This is a genomic window from Microbacterium sp. MAH-37 (assembly GCF_009758255.1).
Classification (GTDB): domain Bacteria; phylum Actinomycetota; class Actinomycetes; order Actinomycetales; family Microbacteriaceae; genus Microbacterium.
In genome coordinates this window covers 26223-42120 of record NZ_WSEN01000007.1, presented here as the reverse complement: position 1 = coordinate 42120, position 15898 = coordinate 26223, and the positions used below count along the sequence as shown (strand labels likewise).

The window sequence follows — 15898 nt, the reverse complement described above, 5'->3', positions numbered from 1 at the left end:
CCCGGGGACTCAGCGGGTGACGCCGTCTCAGCAGCGGACGCCGTCGCCCCAGACCGAGGCGGTGCCGGGCTTGTCGCCCTGCGTCCACCACTTGGCGGTGTACTCGGAGCCGTCGTAGCCGACCTTCTGGCCGCCGGTATAGACCGAGGTGGCACTCCAGGCCGGCGCAGTGCAGGTGCCGGTGCCGCCGCCGTCCGATCCCCCGCCGGTTCCGCTGCTCGGCTCGACGAGGGTCGCACCGCGCGTCAGGTCGTGCAGCGTCGAATAGGTCTCGGCGCCGATCGTCACGCGCAGGTTCGAGATCTGCGCCATCGGCAGTCGCCAGCTGAGCTTCGTCCATGCCGAGCCGCCCGCCGGGATGCCGCCCGCGGGCACCTTCAGCGAGTACGTGTGGAAGTCGCCCTTCAGACCGCCGACGTTGCTGCCGGTGTGGTCGCTGGAGACCTTGGTCAGCCCCCATCCGTTCTGCTCTCCCATGGCGCCGGTGTCGCTGGTGCCGGTGTCGAACGTGATCGTCGCGCCCGCCGGGATGGCGGTCTTGCCGTTGTTGGTGAAGGTCACCTTGGGATTGATCGGATAGTTGTTGTCGCCGAGCGCGAAGTCGCTGTACCCGACCCGCAGGTCGAGGGCCTTGGTCGGCATCGCGACGTTCGCCTTCGTCGCACCGTACGGCGTCGACGCCGCGAGGCGATCGTGGATGATGTCGATCAGCGTCTCGCCCATCTCGTACTGGCCCTTGGCCTGGTTGTAGCCGTAGTCACCGGCCAGCTCCCAGATCATCACTCCGCCGATGCCGTTGTCAGCGACGTAGTCGGCCTTGGCCGCGATCGCCTGATCCGCGTCACCGGAGAGGAACGTCCTCGTCTGCGCGTTCCACCACCACTCCACCTTCGTGGTCTGGTCGAAGTGGCGGGTGTAGGTGCCGGTGATCGTCGTCGGCGCTCCGTACGAGGCGGCGTAGTCGCCGACCACGCCCTTCTCGAGATTCAGCACGTGCCAGATCGGGTTCGCGCCCGCGCCGACCTCGCCGCCGGACTTGTCGAGGTCGTGCCACAGGTTGTTGATGCCCACGGCGCCCGCACCGCACTCGGAGGTGCCGCCGAGCGACGGACCGGTTCCTGCGGGGCACTTCGTCTGGTCGGCGAGCGGTGCCGAGCCGTACAGTCCGTCGGTTCCGCCCTGCACGCCGTCCCAGCCACGGGTGTAGAACGGCACGCCCACGTTGATCCGGCCGGCCGGCATGGCGCCGCGGAAGTAGTGGTACGCCCAGTCGGTGTTGAGATAGCCGATGTTGCTGTACGCGTTGTAGACGCCGCCGGCTGCCAGTTCGGGGTCCTTGCCGTCGTCGTACAGCGCGCCGTTGCCGCCCACGTAGTCGTTCCAGGACCCGTGCAGGTCGTAGCTCATGATGTTCACGTAGTCGAGGTACTGCAGGATCTGGTGCGCCTCCGCGCCGCGCAGCAGCCAGCCGGATGCCGGTGCGGCGACGGTCAGCATGTAGTGCTTGCCGTCAACGGCCGCTGCGCGGTCGAGCTTCTCGCGGAGCGTCTTCATGAGCGACTGGTAGCCGGCCCAGAGCTTCGCACGACGCGGCTCCGAGAACGCGAAGTCGTCGGGGCTTCCGGCCTTGCCGTTGCTGTTGGCGTATTCGTAGTCGATGTCGACCCCGTCGAAGCCGTAGGTGCGGATGAACTGCACGGCGGAGTCGGCGAAGGCGTCGATCTTCGCCTGCGAGTCGGTCAGCGTGTAGAAGCCGCCGTCGGCGACGCGGTTGCCGTCGGCGTCGAAGTGACCGCCGGTCTCGGCCCAGCCGCCCACCGACACCAGCGCCTTCACGCCCGGATTCTGCTTCTTGTACTTGTTCAGCAGGTTGAAGTGACCGGTGTACGAGTACGCCGGATCCATCTCGGCATCTGCCTGGCCGGGCCAGGTCATGTCCGTGGCGGGGTTGCCGGCCGCATCCTGGTTCACCGACACCTTGCCGTCGCCACCGATGTGCGCGAAGGCGTAGTTGATGTGGCTGAGCTTCGTCCAGGGGATGTCGGATGCCAGGTAGCTCGGCTGCCCGTTCTTGCCCGTGCGCCAGCTGGTGAAGTAGCCGATCACGCGGTTCTCGAGGCCGTTCGGGAGCTTCTCGCGCCCGGCCTGGTCGTACACCGTGCAGTACGGGACGTCGACACCGGGCGTCTGGTACAGGCCGTCCGGGCGGCACTTCTCATCGGGGTTCGACGTCCACGGGGTGCCCGGCTCCGTCGTCGGAGTCGGGTCGGGGGTGGGAGTGGGGTCCGGTGTGTGGGTCGGATCGGGCGTGGGTGTCGGCTCCGGGTCCGGAGTCGAGCCGCCGCAGGCGCCGAGGCTCTCCCAGGCGCCCCAGGCTCCGGCGCCGGGGGTCTCGCCCTGCGTCCACCACTTCGCCCGGTAGTTCGCGCCGCTGTACGACACCTGGGTGCCGCCGGTGTAGGCAGTGGCGGCCGCCCACGGCGTCTGACAGGGTTCCGCAGCGGTGGCGACCGCGTTCGAGGCGACCGCGAAGCCCGCGATCACCACCGCGGCGCTGATGACCGCTCCGGCGCGCAGCCGGAACGAGGATCGACGTGTGTGCATGGGGCTCCTGTTCTCCGAACGGACAGCAGGCCCGGGATCCGGGCTGGCCCGACGCTATCGGCGCGGGCAGGAGCTCCACATCCGTGGTTTCCACATACCCCGGAGGAACCGTCAGCCGTGCTGGTTGGTCCGATGCGCGAGAGCAGTCAGCTCGCCTCGGCTGCGCACGTCGAACTTGCGGAACACCCGGCCGGCATGGACCTCGACCGTGCGCACGGACAGGTGCAGCCGCTCCGCGATGTCGCGGTTGCTCGCCCCCTCGGCAATGAGCATGGCGATCTCCAGTTCGCGCGCGGTCAGCATCGGCTGCCACGCCGAACGGCACACGCCGAGCGGATCGCTCGCGCAGATCTGGATCGGCGTGGTCGGGGTGCGCACGTCGATGACGGGCAGCTCCCCCAGCCTGGCGAGCCGTGCCTCCACCGCGCAGCGCCACGCGTCGGCTCCCGCATCGGAGAGCATGCCGATGGCTGCCTGCAGGTGCCGCGTCGCGGAGGCGGCGTCGCCTCTGGTCAGGAAGGTGATGCCCAGCAGCGCTTCGGTCCTGCCCCGCTCGAACGGCGAGCGGATCGATCGCGCCTCCTCGGCGAGGTCGTCCAGCACCGTGCCTGAGGCACCGACCCCGACGGCGCGGATCTGCCGGCGCAGGGCGCCGGCGTGAGCGGCATCCGGCGGCTGGACCTGCGCCGGCACCTCCAGCGGGCCGACCTCGTCGATGCCAGGCAGCCCGATCCCGATCCCCTGCGGCGTCCGCTCGGCCCAGATGCGCAGGTGCACGGATGCCTCGTCGCTGCGTCCGGAGAGGTAGGCGGCGATCGCCCGCTCCACCGGGCGCGCCTGCACGCGCGGCAGGGGCGAAACGGCCTCGAGGGCTGCCGAGAGCTCGCCGCTGCGGCCGTCGCAGGCCAGCTCCAGCCGCCGCGCGAGACGGATGGCGAGCCCGCAGAACGGCAGCGCAAGGGGCACCGCGGACGCCGCGCGCTGCAGTGCGGCGCGGGCTTCGCCGAGCTCACCCTCCCAGGTGCGCAGCAGCGCCGCCAGCACCTCGCGATGCGCGCGCAGCAGGGGGCTGTGCGCGACGCCGAGCGCACTGGCATCCGCATTCGCGGGCTGCGGCGCCGTGGCGACGGCGAGGATCCGGAGTCCCTCCGCGACGTCGCCTCCGAGCGCGGCTCGCAGGGCGGCGCGCAGCGGCGCCTCGATCGGGTCGACATCCTCGGCCGGCGAGACGTCGACGCCCGACCAGATTCCGGCGAGAAGGTCGCGGTCGACCGCATCCCGCTCGTCCTCGACCACCGAGGGTGCGGCTCCGTAGCGCAGCATCGTCGCGATCGACAGCGCGCGCGCCGCGGATGCGTCCGGGTGGGCCCCGGCCATGACCGGGGTCAGCCAGGCCACTGCATCATCGAGCCAGCCGCCGCTCAGCGCCGCGCGTCCGGCCGCGATGCGGGCGGCATCCACGTCCGGGGCATCCGCATGGCTCGCCGCCTCGCGGGCGATCGCGTACGCCCGGTCGGCCTGACCGGCGTCCAGCGCCCGGGCGGACAGCTGCAGCAGCGGCCGCGTGAGCTCGCCGTCGCCCTGCATGCAGCCGAGCGCACGATGCCACAGCGCACGCTCCTCTTCGCCGCGTGCCTCGTACACCGATTGCAGGGCGCGGTGCACGGCAGTGCGCGCGGCGAGGCCGGCCGACTCGTGCACATGGATCCGCACGCGCGGATCCGCGTACCAGAACCGGCCGGCGACCAGCGAGAGGACGGAACTGGCGGCCGAGCCCATCAGCAGCGCCATCGTCGTGCCGCCGGCCTCGAGCAGCACGTCGACGCGATCGTCGACGCAGACGGCAGCGATCAGCAGGATCCGCAGGTCGGACGGCCCCAGCGCCGCTCCGACCAGGGATCGGATGCCTGGGACGAGAGGCAGCGGGTCGGGCAGTGCGCTGAGGCCGGTGAGTTGCTCCGGAGTGAGGGCGTCCGCGATCTCGGCAGCGATCGCCTCGTCCCCGCAGCAGGTCGCGACGAGCCGCGCGTGCACATGCGGCGCGATCGTTCGATTCAGCGTCGGAAGCGCCGCCGCCATCGATCCGCGGACGTTCCTGGGTACTGCGAAAACCGTGGCCACATCGCCCTCCGATCACAACGCTGATCGCGTGGGCAAAATGTTAGCACCGATTACAAACTAATCGCATGGCCCGGTGGTATCCGGTATGCCGCGTGTTACGACGCGTCGTCCTCGTCATCGGTCCGGTACGGGTCGGCCTCGCCGGCGTGCGTGGCGGTGGACGCGAGCCTGGCCACCTCGGCATCGCGCTCCTGCGCCTGGCGCAGCAGTGCGCCGATGTGGTCCGCGGTCTCCGGCAGTGCATCGGGGATGAACTCCAGCGTCGGCACCAGACGGGTGCTGAGCTGACGTCCCACCTCGCTGCGGAGCATGCCGGTCGCCGAGGTCAGCGCGGCGCCGCTGGCGACACGCTCCTCCTCGGTGCCGAGCACCGTGTAGAACACCGAGGCGTGCTGGAGATCTCCCGAGACGCGCACGTCCGTGATCGTCACGAAGCCGAGGCGCGGGTCGCGCAGCCCCTTCTCCAGCCTCTCGGCGAGGATGACGCGGATGCGGTCCGCGAGCCGTGCCTGTCGTTCGCCAGCCATGTTCTCTACTCCCCTGTGTGACGAATGAGGGGCGCCCGCAGGCGCCCCTCACATCGTACGGATTCGATCAGCCGCGCGGCTTCTCGACCATCTCGGTGGTCTCGATCTCGTCGCCGATCTGGATGTCGTTGTACTTGCCGAGGCCGATACCGGCCTCGAAGTCGGTGCGCACCTCGGTGACGTCGTCCTTGAAGCGACGCAGCGACTCGATGGCCAGGCCATCGGCGATGACGACGCCGTCGCGGATGACGCGCGCCTTGGCGTTGCGCGTGATCGTGCCCGAGCGGACGATGACACCCGCGATGTTGCCGAACTTCGAGGAGCGGAACACCTCGCGGATCTCGGCGACACCCGACTGGACCTCTTCGAACTCCGGCTTGAGCATGCCCTTGAGCGAGCTCTCGATCTCGTCGATGGCGTTGTAGATCACCGAGTAGAACCGGATGTCCACGCCCTCGCGGGACGCCGCCTCGCGGGCCTTCGCGTCGGGGCGGACGTTGAAGCCGATGACGATCGCGTTGTCGATCGTCGCCAGGTTCACATCCGACTCCGTGATGGCGCCGACACCGCGGTGGATGATCCGCAGCTGCACCGAGTCGTCGACCTCGATCTTGAGGAGGGACTCCTCCAGCGCCTCGACGGCACCGGACACGTCGCCCTTGATGATGAGGTTGAGCGTTTCGACCTTGCCCTCTTCGAGAGCGCGGGTGAAGTCCTCGAGCGAGATGCGCTTGCGGGCCTTCGCCAGCTGCGCGTTGCGCTCGACGGCCTCGCGCTTCTCAGCGATCTGGCGAGCCATGCGGTCCTCGTCGGTGACGATGAACACGTCACCGGCACGCGGCACCGAGTTCAGACCCTGCACCTGCACCGGACGCGACGGCGCTGCGGCCTCGACCGGGTCGCCGTTCTCGTCGAGCATCGCGCGGACGCGGCCGTAGGCGGTGCCCGCGACGATCGCATCGCCGACGTGCAGCGTTCCGGACTGGATCAGCACCGTGGCGACCGAACCGCGACCCTTGTCGAGCTTCGCCTCGATGGCGACACCGCGGGCGGCCTTGTTCGGGTTCGCCGTCAGGTCCAGACCCGCGTCGGCGGTCAGCAGCACGGCGTCGAGCAGCTCCTGGATGCCGGTGCCGGCACGAGCCGACACATCCACGAACATGACGTCCCCGCCGTACTCCTCGGCGACCAGACCGTACTCGGTCAGCTGCTGGCGCACCTTGGCCGGGTTGGCCTCGGGCTTGTCGACCTTGTTCACCGCGACCACGATCGGCACGTCCGCCGCCTGGGCGTGGTTCAGCGCCTCCACCGTCTGCGGCATGATGCCGTCGTCGGCGGCGACCACGAGGATCGCGATGTCGGTCACCTGCGCACCGCGGGCACGCATGGCGGTGAACGCCTCGTGACCCGGGGTGTCGATGAAGGTGATCGCGCGCTCGTTGCCCTCGTGCTCGGTCCAGATCTGGTACGCACCGATGTGCTGGGTGATGCCGCCGGCCTCACCCTCGATGACGTTGGTCTGACGGATCGCGTCGAGCAGTCGGGTCTTACCGTGGTCGACGTGGCCCATGACGGTGACCACCGGAGGACGGATCTCGAGGTCGTCCTCGCTCTCGGCCTCCAGCTCGGCCTCGAGGTCGAGACCGAAGCCCTCCAGGAGCTCCTTGTCCTCGTCCTCGGGGGACACGATCTGCACCTTGTAGCCGAGCTCCTCGCCGAGCACCTCGAAGGTGGCCTCGTCGAGCGACTCGGTCGCGGTCGCCATCTCACCCAGGTTGAACAGGATGGTGACGAGCGTGCCGGGCTGGACGGTGTAACCCCTCAGGGCCTCGAGCTTGTCCGCGAAGTCGGCGATAGATGCACCGCGGCGCAGGCGGATGATCTCGCCGTTGCCCTTCTGGACGTTGACGCCGCCGACGACCGGCGCCGACCGCATCTCGAACTCTTGCCGCTTCGCCCGCCGCGACTTTCGCTGCTTGCTCTTGCCGCCGCCCTTGCCGAACGCACCCGCGGTACCGCCGCCGGGTCCGCGGCCACGACCGCCACCACCGCCGGGACGACCGGCGAAGCCGCCGCCCGGACGCTGGAAGCCGCCGCCCGCACCGGCACCTGCACCGGGACCGCCGGGACGACCCGGACCGCCGGAGCGCTGCTGGAACGGTGCACCGGGACGACCGCCCTGGCCACCACGTGCGCCACCCGGACGACCGGCGCCCGCCGGACGGGGACCGCCGACGCGCGGGGAACCCGGACGCGGCGCCTGGGGACGCGGGATGTTGCCCGGGGTCGGACGCTGGCCCATACCCTGCGCCGAGGCGAATGGGTTGTTGCCGGGGCGGGGGCCTGCGGGGCGCTGACCCATACCCTGCGAGGACGAGAACGGGTTGTTGCCGGGGCGCGGCGCGCCCGGCTTCGGGGCGCCACCCGGCTTCGGCGCGCCACCCGGCTTGGGTGCGCTGCCGCCCGGCTTGGGCGCGTCGGATGCCGGAGCCGCGGCCGCAGCCGGCTTCTCGGCAGTGGTCTTCTCCGCAGCCGGCGCCGGAGCCTCGTCAACAGGCTTGGCGGGCGCTGCCGGCTTCGCGGGACCGGGCTTCGGTCCCGGCTTCGGGGCGCTGCTCGCACCCGGAGCCGCGGGCTTCGGGGCGCTCTTCGTCTCGGGCCCTGCCTCGACCGGCTTCGCGGTCGGGTCGGCCTCGATCGCCGCGCGCAGCTTGCGCGCCACCGGCGGTTCGATGGTCGAGGACGGGCTCTTCACGAACTCGCCGAGCTCCTTGAGCTTCGCGAGAGCGAACTTGCTGTCGACGCCGAGTTCAGCGGCGATCTCGTGCACACGTGGTTTGGCAGCCACAATTCTCCTGTCTGGGTCGGTCCGCCCAGGCAGGGCAGACCATCAGTCGCGGACGGGTCTCATTTCGAGCCGTTCACTTTGTTTCCATAGCCGTTCAGCCTTTGTTTCTCTGGCGGTGTCTTTCGATGGTCTGCGCGTCCGTCTCGGAGAGCTCCAGAGATCCGGACACACGCAGTGCTCGTGCGAAAGCACGGCGCCGCTGCGCGGCATCCATGCATTCCCGCGTCGGATGCAGCCACGCTCCCCTCCCGCTCAGCACGGCGCGCTCGTCGAGGACGAGTTCACCATTCCGGGCAACCACCCTGATCAGGGCGGATCGAGAGGCACGTTCGCGGCAACCGACACACGTTCGTACAGGTTCCATCCTACACCTCGGCCTCGGGTGTCCGTTCCCCCGCGCCGGGTCAGTCCATGACGCTGTCGGGCTGGATGTCGATCTTCGCCCCGGTCAGCTTGGCGGCGAGGCGGGCGTTCTGCCCTTCCTTGCCGATCGCGAGCGACAGCTGGTAGTCGGGAACCAGTGCGCGCACGGCCTTGGTGCCGGCATCCAGCACGAAGGCGCTGGTGACCTTCGCAGGCGAGAGCGCATTGGCGACGAACGTCGCGAGGTCGGGGTTGTGGTCGACGATGTCGATCTTCTCACCGGAGAGCTCCTCGGTGACGGCGCGCACACGGCGTCCGAGTTCGCCGATGCAGGCGCCCTTCGCGTTGATCGACGGGTCGTTGGCCTTCACGGCGATCTTGGTGCGGTGACCGGCCTCGCGGGCGAGCGAGACGATCTCGACCAGGCCTGCGGCGATCTCGGGGACCTCGAGCGCGAACAGCTTTCGGACCAGCCCGGGGTGGGTGCGCGACACGGTGATCTGCGGACCCTTCGCGCCCTTGGACACGCTGGTGACGTAGACGCGCAGACGCGAGCCGTGCGTGTACTCCTCGCCGGGGACCTGCTCCTCGGGGGGCAGGATGCCCTCGACCGAGCCGAGGTCGACGTGGATCATCCGCGGGTTCGGGCCCTGCTGGATGACACCGGCGACGATGTCGCCCTCCTTGCCGCGGAACTCGCCGAGCACGGCGTCGTCGGCGATGTCGCGCAGCCGCTGGCTGATGACCTGCTTGGCGGCGAAGGCGGCGATGCGGCCGAAGTCGTCCGGCGTGGTCTCCTCCTCGCCGATGACCGCGCCCTCCTCGTCGAGCACCGGCTGCAGCACGGCGACGTGACCGCTCTTGCGGTCGAGGTGCACGCGCACGCCCTCGGTGGTCTCCTCGCCTTCCGAGGACGCGTTCTTGAGGTAGGCCGTCAGGATCGCCTGTTCGATGATCTCGACGAGTTCATCGAAGGGGATCGCCTTCTCCTTCTCGATACCGCGCAGCAGTCCGAGTTCGATGTCCATGACGGCCTCCCTATTAAGCTCTCACCGCGGTCAGGTTCGCCGCGGGCATCCGACCAGAATACCCGATGCCCGCAGCACGACGCCCGCGCCACCGGATGGGCGGCACGGGCATCGAGAGGTGCGTGAACCGGGTCAGGCCCTGTGCACCTGCACGACCGACGGCCGCGGCGCGGTGGAGACATCACCGGGAGCGCTGGAGCCGTAGTCGGGGAACAGCGAACGGGGCGCGGCGAAGGTGCCGTCCTCCCCCGGGTGCTGCACCGCGACGAAGACCAGACCCTCGCGGTCGTGGATGACGGGACCACAGGTCTCGGCGTCCCGCGGGACGGAGAGGAACTGCTGCACGTGACCGCGCTCGGCGCCTGTCAGCGGCACTTTGAACAGGCCGTCGCCGTAGCCGATCGTGCTGGGCGCACCGTCGGTCGAGATCCAGAGATTCCCCTCCGAGTCGAACGCGACGTTGTCGGGGCAGGAGATCGGCGAGACGAGTTCCTTCGGGAAGCCGGCGAAGTAGGCGTTCCCGAACGAGTTCGGGTCGCCGCAGAGCATCAGGATGCTCCAGCCGAAAATGGTCCCGGAGTGCCCCGCCGTCTCGGTGAGCTCGACGACGTGACCGTAGCGGTTGCCCGTGACCGGGTTGGTCTCGTCGACGGCCGCGCGCCGGGAGTTGTTCGTGAGCGCGACGTAGACCTTGCCGGTCACCGGGTTCGGCTCCACGTCCTCCGGACGGTCCATCTTGGTCGCGCCGACGGCGTCCGCTGCGAGCCTCGTGTAGACGAGCACCTGCTCGAGCGTGAAACCGGGCACCGCGCTCGCGCCGTTCCTGGTCAGCGGAATCCACGTGCCGGTGCCGTCGAACGCACCGTCGGAGGGCAGGGCGCCGGTGCCGGTGATCTCCGCAGCCGGCGAGTTGCCGCTGAACTTCGCGACGAACAGGTCACCCTCTGTGAGGAGGGTCATGTTCTTCCGCCGCGAGCCGGAGATGCGGTTCTTGGAGACGAACTTGTACAGGTAGTCGTTGCGCTCGTCATCGCCCATGTACGCGACCACGCGGCCGTCGTCGGCCACATGGATGTTGGCGCCCTCGTGCTTGAACCGGCCGAGGGCGGTGTGCTTGCGCGGCGTGGAGGTCGGATCCTGAGGGTCGATCTCGACGATGTACCCGAAGCGGTTGGGCTCGTTCACGTAGTCCGCATCGTGCGCGTCGAAGCGCGAGTCGTACGACTCCCAGCCGGTCGACGTGCTCGTCGTCGAGGAGGCGCTGTAGCGCTTCTGCTCGGCCGTGTCGGCGGCCCAGGCGAAGTAGCCGTTGAAGTTCTCCTCGCCGGAGAGGATCGTGCCCCACGGCGTCGTGCCGCCGGCGCAGTTGCCGAGCGTGCCGCGCACCCAGCGTCCTTCGGGATCAGCGGCGGTCTTCACCAGTTCGGAGCCCGCCGCAGGTCCGGTCAGCTCGAACACGGTCTCGACGGTGATGCGGCGGTTGCGGCGACCGTCGACGACGTAGGTCCACGGGTCGCCCACCGCCTTGCGCCGGATCTCGACGACCGACATTCCCTGCGCGGCCTTGTAAATGTCGCCGCGGCGGCGCAGCTCCGCCGCATCCGCGGTCGGCGGGAACATGAGGTCGGGGTTGACGTACTCGTGGTTGTTCACGAGCACGCCGGTCTTCCCTGAGGGGTCGGGCACGATGTCGAGGTAGTCGCTGTTGTACCCGAACTGCTCCGCCTGCGCCTTCGGCGTCTGACCCATGATGTCGAAGGCCGGTGTACGGGAGAACAGCGGGTCGCCCCAGCGGATGATCGGCGACCAGGTGTACCCCGCCGGCACGGTGAACGCGTCGACCTCGGCGTCGACAGGCGCGATCGCGCCGAAGGCGAGTCCGGCGCGACCGGGGCGCGCGAAGGAGGCGCCTGGTCCGGATGCCGTGGTCCCCGTCGCCGCGGATGCCGGGGTCTCGCGCCCCACGCCGACGGCGACCGCGACGGCCGCCGCCGCGCCGAGGCCGAACAGCGCGCGCCGTGAGAAGACCGCGGAGGCGATCGACCGGAAGTCCTCGTTCGCCGAGGTGTTGCACTCCGGGCCCAGGCACGCGTTCGCGCACTTCAGCTGGCAGGTCACCGCGGAGCGCTTGCCCTTCGCGTGATCGGCCATCGGCAGGCTGCGTCGGATGTTCTGAGCCAGGGACATGGGGGATCCTCCTCATCGGGGTGCGGTCGCCGGACATGGTGGCCCCATGGGATGACGCGCACGTGAACTCGACCTGAACTCCGTGTGCGAAGGCCGTCGCCCCACCCCGGCATTTCCACGGCGCGTGCCCCGCGCGCCGCTGGACGAGTGCGGTCTCCGCCCCGGATACTGGCGGACATGGATGCGATCAACGACTGGCTGCTGACGTGGGGCGACAACTTCTGGACGTGGCTGGTGCTGCCGATCGTGGTTCTGCTCGGCCTGTACTTCACCCTCCGCTCCGGCGTCGTGCAGTTCCGGATGATCCCGGAGATGTTCCGCACCCTCACCGATCGCACTCCGCGCAACGCCGACGGCGAGCCGCAGTCGGTCTCGGCGTTCCAGGCCTTCACCATCTCCGCGGCATCCCGCGTCGGCGTCGGCAACATCGCAGGGGTCGGCACCGCCATCGCGATCGGCGGGCCGGGCGCGGTGTTCTGGATGTGGCTGATGGCGTTCATCGGCGGTGCGTCCAGCTTCATCGAGTCATCGCTGGCCCAGCTGTTCAAGGTCCGCGACGCGGACGGCTTCCGCGGCGGGCCCGCGTACTACATGCAGCACGGCCTGAAGGCGCGGTGGATGGGCGTGCTGTTCGCCGTGGTGCTGATCGTGTGCTTCCCGATCGCGTTCAGCTCGCTGCAGGCCAACACGATTCAGGCGACGCTCGCCGGCAGCCTGGGCGACTCCGCCCCGGCTTGGCTGCCGTGGGTGACTGGCATCGCGCTGGCCGTGCTGATGGCGCTGGTCGTGTTCGGTGGCGTGCGGCGAATCGCCTCGGTCACGCAGATGCTCGTGCCGCTTATGGCGCTCGGCTATCTGCTGCTCGGCCTGATCGTCGTGGCTCTGCACTGGGACCGCATCCCGTACGTGTTCGGGGCGATCTTCGGCCAGGCGTTCGGCCCCAACGAGATCGTCGGTGCCGCCTTCGGGTATGTCGTGCTGCAGGGCGTGAAGCGCGGGATGTTCTCGAACGAGGCCGGCCTCGGCTCTGCCCCGAACGCCGGTGCGACGGCTGCCGTCACGCATCCGGTGAAGCAGGGCCTGGTGCAGACGCTCGGCGTCTACTTCGACACGTTCCTGGTCTGCTCGATCACCGCGTTCATCATCCTCGTCTCCGTGCCCGATCTCGCCGGCGCCACGCGCGGCATCGACCTCACCCAGGGAGCGCTGGTGAGCACGCTCGGCGACTGGTCGAACATCGCGCTGAGCGTCATCATCTTCCTGCTCGCGTTCAGCTCCGTACTGGGCAACTACTACTACGGCGAGTCGAACATCGAGTTCATCACCACGCATCGCGGCACCCTGACCGGATACCGGATCGTCGCGATCGTCGCGGTGTTCGTCGGTTCGGTGGTCTCCGCCGACGTGGTGTGGAACTTCGCCGACGGCGCGATGGGCATCATGGCGCTGGTGAACCTGATCGCGATCGCGCTGCTCTCGGGCGTCGCGTTCCGGCTGCTGAAGGACTACTCCCAGCAGCGCAGGGAAGGCTTCGACCCGATCTTCACCAGGGATCGGATGCCGGACATCTCCGGTATCAGCGTCTGGGAGGACTCCGAGTCGGTCACCGGCCCGATCGAGATCCGGAGGCGCTGATGGACCGGTACGACACGATCGTCGTCGGCGCCGGCATGGCCGGCACCACGTGCGCCCGGATGCTGCAGGACGCCGGACAGCGCGTCCTGGTGCTGGAGGCGAGGGACCGGATCGGCGGCCGGATGAACACCGACCGCTCTGCAGGCTTCCCCGTCGACCTCGGCGCATCCTGGATCCACGGGATCGCGGACTCCCCGCTGTGGGCGCTCGCCCAGGCGCTCGGAGTGCCGACGATCGAGTTCACGGTCGGCAGCTTCCAGGCCGGTGGCCGGCCGATCGAGGACTTCGACGGCGCAGGGCGCCGGATGGATGCTGCAGCGAGCGCGCAGTGGGTGGACGACGTCGCCCGCGTCGACGCGGCGGTGCTCGACGAGATCGCCGCCGCCTCCCCCGGCGACACCTACCTCGACGTGACCGAGCGGGTGCTGGACCGATCCGGCCTCCAGCCGGAGCGGATCGACGAGATCCGGGAGTTCTTCCGGCATCGCGTCGAAGAGCAGTGCGGCGCATGGATCGGCGACCTCGATGCGCACGGGCTGGACGAGGACGCGATCGAGGGCGACGAGGTGATCTTCCCGCGCGGGTACGACGAGTTGCCGAACCGGATCGCGGCAGGGCTGGACGTGCGCCTGTCGCAGGCCGTCACCGCCGTCTCGCGGACGACGGACGGTGTGACGGTGACGACGGATGACGGCGCGTTCGACGCGGCATCCGTCGTCGTCACCGCTCCGCTCGGCGTGCTGAAGGCGGGCGTGATCGCCTTCGATCCACCCTTGCCCGAGCAGGTCGCCGAGCCGCTCGACCGGCTCGGCATGGGCGTGTTCAACAAGATCTTCCTGCAGTTCCCCGAGCGGTTCTGGGACGAGGGCAGCTATGCGATCCGCGCCCTCGGCGAGGCGGGCGAACTGTGGCACTCCTGGTACGACGTCTCCGCGATAGGCGGGCGTCCGACGCTGCTCACCTTCGCCGCCGGCCCGTTGGGCCGGCATCTGCAGGAGGTGTCGGATGCCGCGATCGTCGCCGACGTGCTCACCGCGCTGCGCGCACTCTACGGCGATGGCGTCCCCGAGCCCGTCGCGCACTGGATCACACGATGGGGCGAGGATCCGCACTCGCTCGGGTCTTACTCGTATCAGGCGACGGGCACCTCGCATCGCGATCACGACGCACTGGCCGGTCCGGTGGACGACGTGCTGCACATCGCCGGCGAGGCCACCTGGGGCGACGAGCCCGCCACGGTAGGCGGTGCGTACGCCTCGGGGCATCGCGCCGCGGAGCGCGTGCTCGGCCGCCCGGTCGACTTGGCGGCCTTCGCCGCCGCGGTCGCCGAGTCCCCGGCCGGCCGCCCGGCTCCCGCCTGATCCCCGTCCGCGCGACAGTGCCGGCGCTTGTCGGGCGACGACGCCGGGTCTACCCTGATCACATCGGATTTCGAGGGATGCCGGGCATCCCACTTGGGGAACGAGATCGGGACTCCCGTGGCACCGCTGAACATTCTCTTCATCGGCGCGGATGCGGGCGGAAACGTGCCGCCTGCGGTCGCCGTGTCGCGCGAGCTCGTCGCGCGCGGGCATCGCGTCGCCTTCGCCGGCATGCTCCCCCGGCATCCGGGTGTGGAACCGGTGCCGCTTCCCGCGCTCGTCGGGCATCAGCCAGGGCTCGCCACAAGCGGCGCCGCCCAGCTGACGGACATGGCGCGGATGGGCATGAGCCGGGGCGTCGCGCGGCAGGTGCGGCAGGCGATCGGGCAGCGGCACCCGGATGTCGTCGTGATCGACGGCATCATGATCTCGTCGATCCGCGAGGCGACCCGAATCGGCCAGCCCGTCGCTGTGCTGTTCCACTCCTTCGGAGCGCTCTGGGGCGGACGCATGTCGCAGGGAGCTGCGAACGCCGTTCTCGCGCCGTTCGGCCTGAGCCCGATCGCGGTGTGGGGTGCGGCGGACGCCCGGCTGCTGCTGACCGATCGCGACCTCGACCCGCTGACCGACGAGGAGAACACGATCGGGTTCGAGTGGACGGGGACCACCGAGCGCGGTGCGCCGCCGGCACCGCACCCCGCCCAGGAGCCGCCCCTCGTGCTGGTGAGTCTCAGCAGCGTCTGGCAGCGCAAGCAGGACGACGTGTATCGCCGGGTGATCACCGCGCTGGGCCGTCTGCCCGTGCGGGCGATCGTCACCAGGGCGACCCCGCAGACCCCGCTGCAGGGTGAGGTCCCGCCGAACGTCGAGGTGCGGGGGCGATCGTCGCACACCGAGCTCCTCCCCCATGCGGCGATCATGATCGGGCACGGCGGTCATTCGACGACACTCGCCGCGCTCGCACACGGGGTGCCGCTGCTCGTGCTGCCGATGAACACGAGCTCCGACCAGCCGCTGATCGGCCGGATCGTCGAGTCGCAGAGCGTGGGCAGGACGCTGCCGCGCTCGGCGCTCGCCCCGGAGCTGGCGGACACGATCACCGGCTTGCTCGCCGATGCGCGCATCCGGTCGATCGCCGCACAGACCGGCGTCCGGCTGCGCGCCCAGCGGGGTGCCACAGTGGCGGCGGACCGGATCGAACGGCTCGCCGACCGGTGACGGCGC

10 protein-coding genes are annotated in these 15898 nt (G+C 69.9%); 3 read left to right on the top strand and 7 right to left on the bottom strand.

The window, feature by feature from the left end; all coding sequences use genetic code 11:
* Window positions 1-27: 27 nt before the first annotated feature.
* From GON06_RS08270 to GON06_RS08240, 7 genes are all read right to left on the bottom strand, one after another.
* On the bottom strand, window positions 28-2604 hold the full coding sequence (locus GON06_RS08270; protein ID WP_157311859.1) for a glycosyl hydrolase family 18 protein: 2577 nt from the start codon (window positions 2602-2604) through the stop codon (window positions 28-30).
* 111 nt (window positions 2605-2715) lie between these two features.
* Window positions 2716-4683, bottom strand: coding sequence for a helix-turn-helix transcriptional regulator (locus tag GON06_RS08265; protein ID WP_157311858.1), 1968 nt, complete (start codon window positions 4681-4683; stop codon window positions 2716-2718).
* Between the two features lie 137 nt (window positions 4684-4820).
* Window positions 4821-5252, bottom strand: a complete 432-nt coding sequence (gene rbfA, locus GON06_RS08260; protein ID WP_157311857.1) for a 30S ribosome-binding factor RbfA — start codon at window positions 5250-5252, stop codon at window positions 4821-4823.
* Window positions 5253-5319: 67 nt separating this feature from the next.
* A complete protein-coding gene (gene infB / locus GON06_RS08255; protein ID WP_332837289.1) occupies window positions 5320-8100 on the bottom strand; it encodes a translation initiation factor IF-2 in 2781 nt (926 codons plus the stop codon).
* 94 nt (window positions 8101-8194) lie between these two features.
* Window positions 8195-8464, bottom strand: coding sequence for a YlxR family protein (locus GON06_RS08250; protein ID WP_157311856.1), 270 nt, complete (start codon window positions 8462-8464; stop codon window positions 8195-8197).
* A 40-nt stretch (window positions 8465-8504) separates the two neighbouring features.
* Window positions 8505-9491 carry a transcription termination factor NusA gene (gene nusA, locus GON06_RS08245; RefSeq protein ID WP_116241427.1) on the bottom strand — a complete coding sequence of 329 codons (987 nt, stop codon included), beginning with the start codon at window positions 9489-9491 and terminating at the stop codon, window positions 8505-8507.
* A 132-nt stretch (window positions 9492-9623) separates the two neighbouring features.
* Window positions 9624-11678, bottom strand: a complete 2055-nt coding sequence (locus tag GON06_RS08240; RefSeq protein ID WP_157311855.1) for a PhoX family protein — start codon at window positions 11676-11678, stop codon at window positions 9624-9626.
* A 177-nt stretch (window positions 11679-11855) separates the two neighbouring features.
* Between GON06_RS08240 and GON06_RS08235 the strand changes: the two genes are divergently transcribed.
* The 3 genes from GON06_RS08235 to GON06_RS08225 all read left to right on the top strand — a co-directional run bounded on the left by GON06_RS08235 (window position 11856) and on the right by GON06_RS08225 (window position 15892).
* A complete protein-coding gene (locus tag GON06_RS08235) occupies window positions 11856-13313 on the top strand; it encodes an alanine/glycine:cation symporter family protein (protein ID WP_157311854.1) in 1458 nt (485 codons plus the stop codon).
* The gene (locus GON06_RS08230) at window positions 13313-14674 is read left to right on the top strand and encodes a flavin monoamine oxidase family protein (protein WP_157311853.1); all 1362 of its coding nucleotides are present in this window, start codon (window positions 13313-13315) and stop codon (window positions 14672-14674) included. Before GON06_RS08235 ends, GON06_RS08230 begins: the two co-directional genes overlap by 1 nt.
* 117 nt (window positions 14675-14791) lie before the next feature.
* Window positions 14792-15892 carry a glycosyltransferase gene (locus tag GON06_RS08225; protein WP_157311852.1) on the top strand — a complete coding sequence of 367 codons (1101 nt, stop codon included), beginning with the start codon at window positions 14792-14794 and terminating at the stop codon, window positions 15890-15892.
* Window positions 15893-15898 lie beyond the last annotated feature (6 nt).